The organism is Actinophytocola sp., from assembly GCF_049647105.1.
Taxonomy (GTDB): Bacteria; Actinomycetota; Actinomycetes; order Mycobacteriales; family Pseudonocardiaceae; genus Actinophytocola.
The window spans coordinates 20,085-33,337 of sequence record NZ_JBARWZ010000294.1; the positions used below are offsets into that span (position 1 = coordinate 20,085).

At 67.4% G+C, this 13,253-nt stretch carries 8 protein-coding genes; 4 read left to right on the forward strand and 4 right to left on the reverse strand.

Annotated elements, in window-relative coordinates; all coding sequences use genetic code 11:
• The first annotated feature begins 24 nt into the window (after window positions 1–24).
• Entirely contained in the window at window positions 25–594 is a 570-nt protein-coding gene (locus WBA97_RS35335; protein ID WP_424235356.1) for an IS66 family transposase, read from the forward strand.
• Window positions 595–707: 113 nt separating this feature from the next.
• Here the strand turns inward: WBA97_RS35335 and WBA97_RS35340 are convergent, their stop codons facing one another.
• The 3 genes from WBA97_RS35340 to WBA97_RS35350 form a co-directional block, all read right to left on the reverse strand.
• Complete coding sequence (locus WBA97_RS35340; RefSeq protein ID WP_424235357.1) at window positions 708–1,172, reverse strand: hypothetical protein; 465 nt, start codon at window positions 1,170–1,172, stop codon at window positions 708–710.
• Between the two features lie 22 nt (window positions 1,173–1,194).
• Window positions 1,195–7,212, reverse strand: coding sequence for a polymorphic toxin-type HINT domain-containing protein (locus WBA97_RS35345; RefSeq protein ID WP_424235358.1), 6,018 nt, complete (start codon window positions 7,210–7,212; stop codon window positions 1,195–1,197).
• 205 nt (window positions 7,213–7,417) lie between these two features.
• Complete coding sequence (locus WBA97_RS35350; protein WP_424235359.1) at window positions 7,418–7,846, reverse strand: hypothetical protein; 429 nt, start codon at window positions 7,844–7,846, stop codon at window positions 7,418–7,420.
• Window positions 7,847–7,936: 90 nt separating this feature from the next.
• Between WBA97_RS35350 and WBA97_RS35355 the strand changes: the two genes are divergently transcribed.
• The 3 genes from WBA97_RS35355 (at window position 7,937) to WBA97_RS35365 (ending at window position 12,117) form a co-directional block, all read left to right on the forward strand.
• Window positions 7,937–8,881 carry a GlxA family transcriptional regulator gene (locus tag WBA97_RS35355; RefSeq protein ID WP_424235360.1) on the forward strand — a complete coding sequence of 315 codons (945 nt, stop codon included), beginning with the start codon at window positions 7,937–7,939 and terminating at the stop codon, window positions 8,879–8,881.
• 91 nt (window positions 8,882–8,972) lie between these two features.
• Window positions 8,973–10,172, forward strand: a complete 1,200-nt coding sequence (gene rocD, locus WBA97_RS35360) for an ornithine--oxo-acid transaminase (protein WP_424235361.1) — start codon at window positions 8,973–8,975, stop codon at window positions 10,170–10,172.
• 220 nt (window positions 10,173–10,392) lie between these two features.
• Window positions 10,393–12,117, forward strand: a complete 1,725-nt coding sequence (locus WBA97_RS35365) for a carbohydrate-binding module family 20 domain-containing protein (protein WP_424235362.1) — start codon at window positions 10,393–10,395, stop codon at window positions 12,115–12,117.
• A gap of 96 nt (window positions 12,118–12,213) precedes the next feature.
• Here the strand turns inward: WBA97_RS35365 and WBA97_RS35370 are convergent, their stop codons facing one another.
• Window positions 12,214–13,233, reverse strand: coding sequence for a LacI family DNA-binding transcriptional regulator (locus WBA97_RS35370; protein WP_424235363.1), 1,020 nt, complete (start codon window positions 13,231–13,233; stop codon window positions 12,214–12,216).
• Window positions 13,234–13,253 lie beyond the last annotated feature (20 nt).

The following is a 13,253-nucleotide window of genomic DNA, read 5'->3' on the forward strand; positions in this document are numbered from 1 at the left end:
CGGTGTCCTCACCCGCTTCCGCGGGTGGCGGTCCACGACGCGTGGGCACCCTACGACACCTACACCGACGCCGACCACCAGTTGTGTTGCGCGCACGTCCTGCGGGAACTCCAGGCCGTCTCCGACGCCGCCGATCCGGAGGCGGACTGGTGCTGGGCCACCCAAGCCGCAGACGCGCTCGTCGCGATGCAGAAACTCGTCAACGACGCGATCGAAGCCGACGCCGACACCATCGACCCCGACATCCTCGGCACCCAGGCCGGGCTCTACCACTCGGCCGCGCAGATCGGCTACACCCAGACCGCCGGCCGCGCCACCAAACAGGAGAAGACACACAACGCGCTCGCCCACCGACTGCTCGACCGGCAAGACGACTACCTCCGCTTCACCCAGGACTGGCGAATACCACCAGACAACAACGGATCCGAACGCGACATTTGCATGATCAAACTCCGGCAGAAAGTGTCCGGCTGCCTCCGCACCCTCACCGGCGCCCGGCAGTTCTGCGCGATCCGCAGCTACCTATCCACCGCCGCCAAACATGGCACACACTTCTTCGAATCCCTCGTCATGCTCGCCGAAGGCCGACGCTGACTGCCCGCAAACGCATAATCACCAGACGGCAACCTGACCAGTTACCTTCCGCCAAGGTACGGGGCAACTCGCGACATCGACACCGTGGCTCACACGACGAGAGCAGATCCAGACTATTTTGGCAGCATTAATTGAACTGTCGAATTGTCAACCAGCGCAGGCAACTCATCCACCAGGCAAGAGTATGCATTTCGACAGAACCTTGAGCAAGCATTCGCCAACTCCCCGCGTTCGACAGTAGTTCGAAATGCTCGCGTCGAGGACGTCACGACAATTCGGTCGCCGTCACGCCGCAGCTGGACAACCTCCTCACTCTCCGTGAAGCCAAATGCCGCATCCTCCCCCGACAGGATCCGCTTCTCCACATGCATGAGCGACAAAGCTACGTCTACCAGCGTGATGACCCTTTTCTTCGAGATCACCTCCACGTCGCCTACGATCATCTCGACATTGACACCAAAATACTTGTATCGGAGATCGATCTCCGCGATACGCGCAGCATCACCTTGCTTGGCATCCTCCCATGTCTTTCGCCAAGGCGAATTCGCCTCCGGAAGAGAAAATGAGATGCTAATCATGGTTCCTCCTCACTCAGTCTGATCAGAACGGAAAGGCAGTCACTACTTTACCGTCATTCACGACCACGCGGATACTGGTCAAGTCGCCACCTCCCTGTGCTGAACCACCCTTGCCGACCACAGTCCCGAAGTCCCATTCGTACACCTGACCGGGTCGCGGAGCGCCGGTGACTGGATCTGGCGTGTTCGCCCTTGGCGTGCCGCGGTTGATAGTGTCAACAATCCTCTGACGAACTTTCTTCTCCTTACCGACGAAGATGCCTGAAGCCTCGTCGATTAACTCCCCACCCGGCCGGTGACGGTCCTTGATATGCTGCCAGTCGCCATTCTCCAGAGCATCTGCTCCGCAAATTGGACTCGAATTGTGAACCAGCACGGGCGTCTCGCCTGCGAGCACATAGTACGTGTGGACGCCAGCGATCGTGAGGTTGTGAACCCGCTGGTGTCGGTTGTACACGCTTACGGTCGTAACATCGACTGTCGTTCCTCTGGCGTCAAGCAGGCGCTCCCCTGCTTGTATGGCCGAGGCCGCGAGCCACTGCCCCTTCTCGGGGCCCCAGATGGGGTGGGCTGCGGTGGCGGTGATGGTGCCGGTGTTGTCTCCGGTGGCGCCGTCGGTGTCGACGGTCAGCTTCACAAGGTCTTTCTGACCTTGTGTTGTGATGGTGCCGACCACGGTCTTGGCGGCGGTTTTTCCGCTGATGGGGTCGGTGGCCAGGACCTGGTCGCCGACGTTGATGTCTTCGATTGGTTTGGTGGTGCCGTCGGCCATCAGGACTTTGGTGCCGGGGATGAAGCTGTTGGGCCCGCAGGCGCGTTGAGCTTTGCGTGCCGCGTTGGCGGCATCAGCCATGTTGTCGGCGGCCCGGATGACCCGCCCGCCTGGTATGGCTCCCGCGGCCAGCCAGGCACACGCCTCACCATCACCGCCGGCGCAACCGATGGCGTCAGGGATGGGCGTGAGCTGGTAGGCGAACTCGGCGACCGCTTTGAGACCGGTCAGCACCCCTTCCCAGTTCCACACGTCGTACTTGCACGCGGACGGCGCGGTACCACCCCCATCCGCGAACGCCTGACACACAGCCGCCGCGGCTTCCGCGCTTTGCGTGGCGAACAACAGCGCTTCCCGTCGCGTGAACAGCGCCGACCCCGTGTAACCACGAGCCTTCAACGCGTCCAGAGCCGCGTTACTCAGGCTCTTGCCGAACACCGGGCTGTTGTAGTGCATCTGCGTGTACGCGTCCGACGGTTCGTTGACCGCCGGCGGGACCTTCGGTTTGTCGCACTTCATGTGCTGGCAGGTTCCGGTGTCGAAACGCGGGGCACTGTCGCCTTCCCAGCTGAACAAGCCGGTGGGGTCGGAGAAGGTGACCGGACTGTTGTTGCTGTAGGTGTAGCCGTTCATCTGCTGGGCGTCGGTGAGGTCCAGGACCGGGTCGACCGAGACGAACCTGCCCAGCGTGGGGTCGTACTCGCGGGCACCGAGGTGGGTAAGGCCAGTGGCGTCCATCGTGCCGCCGACGAACCCGAGGTCACTCGGCCAGCTCAACGGTGCTTGGCCGCGGGGTTCGCCGAAGGGCAGATGGCGGCGGCGGTTGACCTGCTGGGTGTTGTTGTTGATCGACACCTCGCCGGTGCCGTTGTGGTCGGTGGCGACCCAGTTCAGGCTGGCCTCGGTGCGGGTGGCGATGTTCTTCCCGCCGTGGTTGTAGTACCGGGTGCCGGTAGTGGTGTGGGTGTTGCGGTCGAGCCGGATCTCCTGGTTACCCAGGTAGAGGGTCACCGCCTGGGGATCGCGGCGGATGAGGCGGGCGCCGTCGGCGGTGTAGACGTAGGTGGTTTCCTTGCCGTCCTCGGTGACCTTCGCGAGGTGGCCTTCGGCGTCCCATTCGAGGGTCTGGTCCTCGCCTGCGAGGACGCGGCTGGTGGTATTGCCGGTCGAGTCGTAGTCGTACTCGTCGAGGGTGGTGACGCCGCCGGTCGTGGTGGTGGCGCTGTCGAGGCGGTGGCCCTGGTAGATGTAGGCGCTGGTGGTGTCACCTGCGGTGTCGTGGTCGGTTTGCTGGACGCGGTTGCCGGACTTGTCGTAGCCGTAGGACTGCCAGTACGGGGCGGGGCCGCCGAGTGCGTTGGTGGCCGGGTCGCCGGTACAACCGTCCGCGGAGTCCCACCCGGTGGCGGTGGTCCAGGCTTCGGTCAGGCGGCGCAGGTGGTCGTAGCGGTAGCACTGGATGTCGCTGGGCTGGCCGGCGGGGGTGTCGGCGACGGAGGTGATGTTGCCGATGTCGTCGTAGGTGTAGTGGTAGTCGGCCTGCATCGGGTTGGGGACTTCGGCGTCGACGACGGTGCGGTCCAGTCGGCGGGTGTCGGCCTGGTAGTAGTAGGACAGCCACGCTCGTTTGGTGTCCTGCCCGAGCGTGATCGTCTGGGGTTCGCCGTAGCGGGTGTAGTCGGTGTTGAGGACATATTCGTAGGTGTTGCCGCCGAACCCACCCCAGGTGCGCAATGGCAGTCCGAGGTCGCTGTAGGAGTGGCCGACGCCTTCGGCGGGCAGTGCGCCGGCGGCGGGATAAGTCTCGGACGCGAGTGATCCGTCCGCCTTGTACTGGAGCGTGCTGGTGTACTTGCCGTCCAGTTCCGGTCCTTCACTGGCCGGGATCTCGATCTCGGTCTGGACCGGCTGGTACTCGGCGGTGTAGCTCAGGACGCGGGTGGTGTAGGCGCTGGCGCCGATGTAGCGGGTGGTGGCGGCGGGGAGGCCCTTGCTGTACGGGACGGTGTCGTAGGTCCAGTCGGCCAGCCGTGGGCCGGTGACCGAGTCGCGGTGCAGGACGGTTTTGCGGCCGAGGTTGTCGTACTCGTAGACCAGCGTGGTGTCGCGGGCGTCGGTGCTGGACACCAGCTGCCCGGCGTCGTCGTAGGTGTAGCTGGAGTCGCCGCGGTCCGGGTCGGTTTCGGCGATCTTGCGGCCGCGCAGGTCGTAGGTGTAGGTCCACTCGTTCCCGGTGGGGTCGGTGACCTTCGACAGCTGCCCGGCGGGGGTGTACTGGTAGCGGATGATGTCCGCGCCGCCCGGGCCGTGCTCGTGCAGTTCGGTCTTGCGGCCGCGGGCGTCGGTGATCGTGGTGACCGGAGTGCCGCCCTCAGGTGGGGTGACGGTGACGCGGTCACCGCCGTAGGCGGTGGTGGAGCGCCACTTCTCGTTGCCGTTGCTGAGGAACTTCTGCACCGTGGGGCGGCCGGCAGTGTCGTAGACGTACTCGGTCATGTTCGGCACGACGTTGTCGGTCGGGAACCACAGCTCGGTGTCCACGGCGGCAGTGTTGTAGTACGGACGTGAGGTCTTGGACACCCGGCCCTGCGAGTCGTAACGGGTGTCGGTCAGCAACCGGCCACCGCCCGGCGCCTGCGTTTGCAGCTGCCGTGGCCGGAGCTGGCCGTCGTAGACCTCGTTGGACGTGATGTAGGAGTTGCCGCTCGGGCCCAGTTTTCTGGTGGTGACGACGATGGGCCCGTTCTTGCGTATCAGGTAGGCGAACTTGTAGTTACCGTTGGCGTTCTGCGCGCGTGGCCGGTTGGGCTGCCACACCTCGGTGGAGCGGCCGAGCGCGTCGTAGGCGACCTCGGTCACGCTGTCGTTCTCGTCGACGATCTTCGTCGGCTGGCCACGCCACTTCTCATAGGCGGTCGTGGTGGTGAACCCCGCGGTGCCGTCGGTCGGGCCGGGGGTGGTGGTGGCGACCTGGGTGACCGGCCCGGCCACCGCTGGGGTGTAGGTGGTCGTGGTGGTGTTGCCAAGCGCGTCGGTCGCGGTCAGGACGCGGCCGCGAGCGTCGTAGGTGGACTTCGCGGTCAGCACGTATACCGGGCCGGTGGCGGGACGGTCGGAGGCGACGCGGACCTCGGTCGCGTTGCCGTCCAGAGACGGCGGGAGCTCCTCGGTCTGGCCGTCGTAGTAGGTGAGGGTGTCGCTGATCGCGTCCTGTGGGAACACCGGCGCCTGCCCGCAGCGGACGGAGACGGTTTCCACGCGGGACGGGAAGTCGATGAGCCAGCGGGTCTCGTTGGGCCGGTAGGTGGTGGTCGTGCACAGGTCGTCGGTGTCGGTGCTGGTGTCACCGAGGTCACTGGTGGACGTCGGCAGGCCCCACCTGTCGTCGTAGGTGGTGTCGGTCTGGGTCACCCGCTCGCCGCTGGCGCCGACCGCGGTGTACTCCCGTTCGGTCTTGGCGCGGACGATGTAAGCGTTCAGGCTGCCCCGGGTCGCGGTCGGGCCATGCCAGACCGGGTGGGTGATCGTCTTGCTGATGCGCCGCGGATCAGTCGCGTTGGACGCGGCCTCGCGTTCGAACATGGCAGTCTCGAACGAGAACCCCTGCAGCCATTCGAAGTCGTCGCGCTCAACGCCCTCGCTGTCGGTGACTTTGTCGGTCCGGGTGCCGGACGGTTGCTTGTCGCCGTACATGCCGCGGTAGAAGCGTTGCTCGGACATCGTGCGCGGGCCGTCGTCGGTGGTGCCGTGCCGGACGCGGACACGGGAGTAGCCGCGGAACTCGTTCCACGTCTTCTTGTCCTCTTTGACGAACTCGGAGGTGTCCCAGTGCCAGGCTGCGTCACCGAGGTACTCGTAGCTCGTCTCGTCGGCCAGCGTGCCCGCCACCCCGTCGTGTGTGGACACGGCCTCGACCACGTACTTGTGGAAGTAGTCGGTGCGTTCCGGCGCGAACGGCGGTGTCCACTTCGACGGGAAGCACCGCAGGGTGTTGGTGTGCGCGTGCTCCGGCATCCGGGTGCCGAACACGCAGTCCGGTTCGGCGTAGCGGATGGAGGTGATGCCACCGGTCTCGGACACGATCGCGTTCATGCGGAACCGCACGAGCGGGGCGTACCCGTCGACGCCGTGGACCCGGTTCTCCTTGCGGACCCCGTCGAAACTGACCTCGGGCAGCGTGATCGTCGGTGCGGCGGTCGGGCCGGTGTGGCCGGTGTGTTTGATGCTCTTCAGCCACAGCGCCGGTTTCTCCCCCGTCGCCGGGTCGGGCAGTTCGTGGCTCAACACCCAACTGTCCACCGGCTTGTACTGGCCGTCCGCGAGGGACTTGGTGGTGACCGTGGTGAGTTTCTTGGTGGTCCAGAACGACGGCGAGAACTTGTCCGCGCAGGTGGTGCCGTCGCATTTGAGGTTCAGCGGGACGTCAGGCTGGTTCGCGGGCAACGCGCAGTTGGAGTTCTTGACGCACCGGTCGGCGACGGTGAACTCGACCCGGCCGGAAGCGGTGCTGTTGCCGGTGTGCATGCCGTAGTCGATGTGGTCGAGCCACCCACCGCGGGTGTAGGAGCTGACGGCGGTGTTCTTGTTGCGGCCGTAAGAGTTGGTCTCAGTGGCGTAGAAGTACTGGATCATGTTGCCGTGCCGGTCGACGACCTTGTCGAGGTTCCACCGGTACCCCTGGGTGCACCACGACTCGGCGAACGTCGCCTTGTGGCACGGCTCGTCGGCGTCGTCGCCGAACACCGGGACCGTCCAGGTCGACTTCGCGGCCACGCTGGTACCGAAGAAGTACTGGGTGCCGTCGACGGTCGTGATCTTCCACGCCTCATTGTTGTCGTCGCCGTTGCCGGCGGCGGTGATCCGCTCGATCCGGGAGCCGTCGTCGTCCTTGGCCTTCCACACCTCGTTGCCAGGTTCGCTGTCGTCGTCGCGGATCAGCTGGGAGCCGGAACCGTTGAGCGACAGGGTGGCGTTGTCGCTGTGCCAGCACAGGTCCGCAGGCTTCTCCCCGGTGCCGTCGATGTCGTCAGCACAGCTGCGGTACCCGCGTTCGACGAACCCCGGCCACAGGTTCCAGCCGTCCCCGATCCAGGACGCCTGGTTGTTCGTCGCGCTGGTCAGCCCGTCGACCGCGCCGGAGGAGTACGACAGTGCGAGGTTGGGGTTGAGCCCACCCGGCGCCGAGGGCACCGGCAACGGGTAGGTCCAGGAGAAGCCACCGGTCTGCCCGGACACCTGGGTGCAGCAGCAGCCGCTCGGTACGACCACGATGCGTCGGTTGGTGGGCCGGGCAGCGCGCCGCCGAGGCCGGAACTTCGCTGGCCTGGCGGCGCACTACGACGTGGCCTGGACAGGTTAGGTCAGCGGTATCGAGTGGGTCCTGACTCCCGCTGGTCATAGCCCGTGAGCACGATCTTGACCTGCGGATAGACAGTTCGGTCGTGTCAGGTGAAGGTGGTCAGCGGAACACGCCTCACACCCCCGTCGTGGAGCCGGGACGGACGATCATCAGTACCGTGACCGTCGCCCACAGCAGGTTGAAGACCCCCGTGTGCATGGCCAGCCGCGTGCGGGTCGCGACCGGGCCGTCGGTCGCGGCCAGCAGCTTCTCCTGACCCGGCAGCACCAGGAACACGAGCACCGCGGCCGCCGCCGCGGTCAGCACGATCGACGTGATCAGCCACGCGTCGCGCAGGACACCGAGTGCGCTCGCGGTGGCGAGCCCGAACAGCGGGACCGCGATGCCGAGCGCCGCGTAGACCCGGCAGATCCGGTGCAGCACCACCAGATTCGTCGTCTGTTCCCGGCGTACGGCAGGCGGGAACATGCTCGCCGCGACGGTCACCGGGCCGACGGCGATGATCGCCGCGAGAACGTGCAGGGACAGCAGGACCTTGGTCACGAAAACGACGGTAGCCACGGCGGACCGCGCCGGGAATCGGCAAGAATGACAACCACCAACGGATTCTCGCCATGACTACTCGGGAGACCCATGCACACCGTGGCCGTGCTCGCGCTCGACGACGTGATCACCTTCGACCTTGCCACGCCCGTGCAGGCCTTCGGGTTCGCCCGCCTGCCCGACGGGAGCCCCGCCTACCGGGTGCTGGTCTGCGGCATGGGCACGGTCAGGACCGACGTGTTCAGCCTCAGTCCGGACTGGGGCCTCGACGCGCTGGGCCGCGCGGACACGATCGTCGTGCCGGGCCGTGTCGAGCCGGACGCGCGGGTGCCCGCCGAGATCCTCGACGCGCTCAGGACCGCGGCGGCGAAGGGCACCCGCATCGCGTCGATCTGCGTCGGCGCGTTCGTGCTCGCCGCGACCGGCCTGCTCGACGGCCTGCGTGCCACCACCCACTGGCTCGGCGCGACGGACCTCGCGGACCTGCACCCGGCGATCGACGTCGACCCGAACGTCCTCTACGTCGACAACGGCCAGTTCCTGACGTCGGCGGGCGCGGCCGCCGGGCTGGACCTGTGCCTGCACATGATCCGCCGCGACCACGGCTCCGCCGTCGCCGCCGACGCGGCACGCCTGTCGGTCATGCCGCTCGAACGGGAGGGCGGGCAGGCGCAGTTCATCGTCCACGACCAGCCGCCGGTGCCGAGGGGTGCGGCGCTGGAGCCGGTGCTGACCTGGCTGGACGCCAACGCGGGCCGCGACCTGACGCTCGCCGCCATCGCGGCGCACGCCGGTATGAGCACCCGCACCCTCAACCGCCGCTTCCGCGAACAGACCGGCACGACGCCGCTCCAGTGGCTGCACAGGGCGCGGGTCCGGCGGGCCCAGTACCTGCTGGAGCACACCACCCACCCGGTCGACCGGATCGCGGGCGAGGTCGGCTTCGGCTCCCCCACGGCGTTCCGCGAACGCTTCCGCCGCGTGGTCGGCACCAGCCCGCACGCCTACCGCGCCGCGTTCACAACGAACGGCTGACGTTTGACCCATGCACGCAACGAAGCGGCGCTGAACGCAACAGTCTGCGGATGAAACAATCGCAGAATCGACTTAACCTGTTCATATGTCGATGACTGCTGCCGATTTCATCGCGCTCGACGAACAGTGGAGCACGCACAACTACCACCCGCTGCCTGTGGTGATCGCCGAGGCGGAGGGCGCGTGGGTCACCGACGTGCACGGCAAGAGATACCTGGACTTCCTCGCGGGTTACTCGGCGTTGAACTTCGGTCACCGCCATCCCGGCCTGGTGGCCGCCGCGGTCGAGCAGCTCGGCCGGGTCACGCTGACCAGCCGGGCCTTCCACCACGACCAGCTCGGCCTGTTCTGCCAGGAGCTGGCGGAGCTGACCGGCACCGAGCTGGTGCTGCCGATGAACTCCGGCGCGGAGGCCGTCGAGTCGGCGCTGAAGGTCGCCCGCAAGTGGGCCTACCAGGTCAAGGGCGTGCCGGACGGCGCGGCGGAGATCATCGTCGCCGGGTCGAACTTCCACGGCCGCACCACCACGATCGTCTCCTTCTCCACCGACGACACCGCTCGCAACGACTTCGGCCCGTTCACGCCGGGGTTCGTGGTCGTCAAGTACGGCGACGCGCAGGCGCTCGAGGCGGCCATCACCCCGCGCACGGCTGCGGTGCTGATCGAGCCGGTGCAGGGCGAGGCCGGGGTGCTGATGCCCCCGTCGGGCTTCCTGCGTGAGGTGCGCCAGCTGTGCACCGACAACAACGTGCTGCTCATCGCCGACGAGATCCAGTCCGGCCTCGGCCGGACCGGGACGCTGTTCGCGTGCGAGCACGAAGGCGTCACCGCCGACCTGTACACGCTGGGCAAGGCCCTCGGCGGCGGGCTCCTTCCGGTGTCGGCGGTGGTCGGCAGGCGCGACGTGCTGGGTGTCCTCCGTCCCGGCGAGCACGGATCGACCTTCGGCGGCAACCCGCTCGCGTGCGCGGTCGGCCGGGCCGTGATCCGGCTGCTGCGCGACGACGACTTCCTGTCCCGGTCGGTGACACTGGGCACCCACCTGCACGCGCGGCTGTCCGAGCTGATCGGCCACGGCGTCGCCGACGTGCGGGGGCGGGGCCTGTGGGCGGGCATCGAGATCGCGCCCGGCGGCCGCACCGCGCGGGAGGCGAGCGAGGAGCTGATGGCCCGCGGCGTGCTGTGCAAGGAAACGCACGACACGACGCTGCGGGTGGCGCCGCCACTGATGATCTCGCAGGAGGACCTTGACCACGGCGTCGACACGATCGCCGAGGTACTGACCCGCTGACCCGCGACCGCCTGCCATCGCGAACGCGCGTCGGCAGGCGGTCGGCCACGCACGCATCCTCGACGCCCGATACCGCCATGAGTCTGTTTACAGGCGGCGGCCTGCCGGTCTACTCTGCAAGAACTTTCAGCAGTTTGCGCAATGTCTCCCGGCGAGCGGGTGAGAGCGGTGAACCGCCCGCTCGCCGGGTCCATGACCGGCTCGACGAGGAGACCCGAAAATGGAACGACGACCGCTCCTGCGCTCGGCCGCTTTGTCGGCCGTTGCGGTCCTGTGCGCGACCGGCCTCGCCACTTCCACGGCCCAGACGGCGGTGGCGGACACCGGAGTCCCCAATGGTGACGTGATCGCGAACCTGTGGTCATGGAACTGGGACTCCGTGGCCGCGGAGTGCACCAACAATCTCGACCCCGCCGGGTACGGCGCGGTGTGGGTCGCCCCTCCCGCCGAGTCGCTCAAGCACCCGAGCGGCGTGTGGTGGGACGTCTACCAGCCCATCTCCTACAAGCTGAACAGCCGGTTCGGCACCCAGGCCGAGTTCGCGTCGATGATCAGCACCTGCCACGCGGCGGGCATCAAGGTCTACACGGACGCGGTCGTCAACCACACGGCCGCGCAGACCGGCACCGGCTACGACGGCACGGTGCTCGGCGACAAGTACGACCCGCCGATGTACGACCGTGGCGAGTACAACGTGGATGTCTGCGACCACGACATCGCCAACTGGGGCGATGTGTGGGAGGTGCAGCACTGCGAGCTGCTCGACCTGCCGGACCTCGACACGAGCGACGCCGGGGTGCGCGGCAAGCTCGCCGGCTACCTGAACTCCCAGCTGGCGCTGGGCGTCGACGGCTTCCGCGTCGACGCGGCGAAGCACATCCCCGCCTCGGAACTGGCCGATGTGGTGGCACGGCTGAACAACACGACCTCCGGCACGCGCCCGTACGTGTTCCACGAGGTGTTCCCCGGCGAGCCACCGTCGCCCGGTGACTACTTCGGCAGCGGCGACGTGCTCGACTTCACCTTCGGCGACAAGCTGAAGTCCGCGTTCCAGGGCGACATCGCGTCGCTGTCGTCGTTCGGGAACGGCCTGTTGCCGGCGGCCAACTCGGTGTCGTTCGTGACCAACCACGACACCGAGCGCGCAGGCAGGCACCTGACGTACAAGGACGGCGCGGCCGCGGTGCTCGCGAACGTGTTCCAGCTGGCGTACAAGCACACGACGCCGACGGTGTACGCGGGCTTCGAGTTCTCCAACTCCGAGGCGGCGCCGCCGAACTCGGGTGGCTTCGTCACGGACACCAACTGCGCGAGCGGATGGCACTGCCTGAACCGCAACCAGGCGGTGACCGGCATGGTGGCGTTCCACAACGCGGTCGGCGGCGCCTCGGTCGCGAACTGGCAGTCGCCGACGTCGAACGTGATCGGCTTCGGCCGCGGCTCGGCCGGGTTCGTGGCGATCAACAACAGCGGCGGCGCGTACACGGGCACGTTCACCACGGGCCTGCCGGATGGCTCGTACTGCAACGTGATCACCGCGTGCGCGAACCAGGTGACGGTGTCCGGCGGGCAGGCGGCGGTGACCGTGCCCGCGAAGTCGGCGGTCGCGTTCCACACCGGCGGCGGCACGCAGAACCCGGACCAGGTGAGCGTGTCGTACACGGTCCAGGCCGAGACGGCGTTCGGGCAGAACGTGTTCGTGGTGGGCAACCTCCCGCAGCTGGGTTCGTGGAACCCGGCGAACGCGGTGCCGCTGACCACGAACTCGTCGACGTACCCGCGCTGGCACGGCTCTGGCACGCTCCCGCCGAACACGGACCTCGAGTACAAGTTCGTGATCAAGCAGGACGGGCAGCCGGTGATCTGGGAGACGGGTGCGAACCGGACCTACCGCACCGGCGGCACCGGGGTGGTGACCATCGACGGCGGCACCTTCCGCCGGTGACAGACGTGGCCCACCTGGCGCGAATCCGCCGCGATCCGGCGGCGTTCGCGCCAGGTGGCGTCCTGCGAGCACCTGACGGTCGAAGTCTGTTGCTGATCAGCCGCGGACCCTGGCCGCCGTGGAGCCGCGAACGACCAGTTCCGGTAGGAACACGAACTCCGCGTGTGGTGCCGGTGTCCCGCCGATCTCCTCGAGCAGTGCGTTGACCGCGGCCTGGCCCATCGCCTCGACCGGCTGGCGCAACGTGGTCAGCGGCGGGTCGGCGAACACGATCAGCGGTGAGTCGTCGAACCCCACCACCGACACGTCCGATGGCACCGACAGCCCCCGTTGCCGCGCGGCGCGGATCGCGCCGAACGCCATCAGGTCGCTGCCGCACACGATCGCCGTGCAGTCCTTGTCCAGCAGGGCGGCGGCAGCGGCCTGCCCACCCTCCACAGTGAACAGTGAGTGCTGCACGAAGGCCTCTGCCTCCTCCGCGGTGTAGGGCAGCGCGGTGCGCATGTGCTGCACGAACCCCTCGATCTTGCGCAGCACCGGCACGAACCGTCTCGGCCCGATCGCCAGGCCGATCCGTTCGTGGCCCAGTTCCACCAGGTGCGACACGGCCAGCCGCATCGCCGCGCGGTCGTCGGTCGACACGAACGGCGCGGACACCTTCTCCGTGTAGCCGTTGATCATCACGAACGGGACGCCCCGGCCCTCGAGCTTCACGTACCGGTCCATGTCGGCCGTCGAGTCGGCGTGCAGGCCGGACACGAAGATGATCCCGGTGACGCCGCGTTCGACGAGCAGTTCGGTCAGCTGGTCCTCGGTCGACCCTCCTGGCGTCTGCGTGCACAGCACCGGCGTGTACCCGCGGGACGTCAGCACCTGCTCGATCACCTGCGCCAGCGCAGGGAAGATCGGGTTCGACAGCTCCGGTGTGATCAGCCCGATCAGCCCCGCGCTGCGTTCCCGCAGCTTGGGTGGGCGTTCGTAGCCGAGGACGTCCATGGCGGCGACCACGGCCTGCCGCGTCGCCGAGGACACGCCTGCCTTGCCGTTCAGCACCCGGCTGACCGTCGCCTCACTGACACCAGCCTGGGTGGCGATGTCACTGAGGCGGGCGGTCACACCTGACGACTCTAGGCGAG

Coding starts and splice junctions, on each gene's coding strand:
- WBA97_RS35365 (WP_424235362.1), top strand. CDS start 10,393: ATGGAACGACGACCGCTCCTGCGCTCGGCCGCTTTGTCGGCCGTTGCG.
- WBA97_RS35340 (WP_424235357.1), bottom strand. CDS start 1,172: ATGATTAGCATCTCATTTTCTCTTCCGGAGGCGAATTCGCCTTGGCGA.
- rocD (WP_424235361.1), top strand. CDS start 8,973: ATGACTGCTGCCGATTTCATCGCGCTCGACGAACAGTGGAGCACGCAC.
- WBA97_RS35355 (WP_424235360.1), top strand. CDS start 7,937: ATGCACACCGTGGCCGTGCTCGCGCTCGACGACGTGATCACCTTCGAC.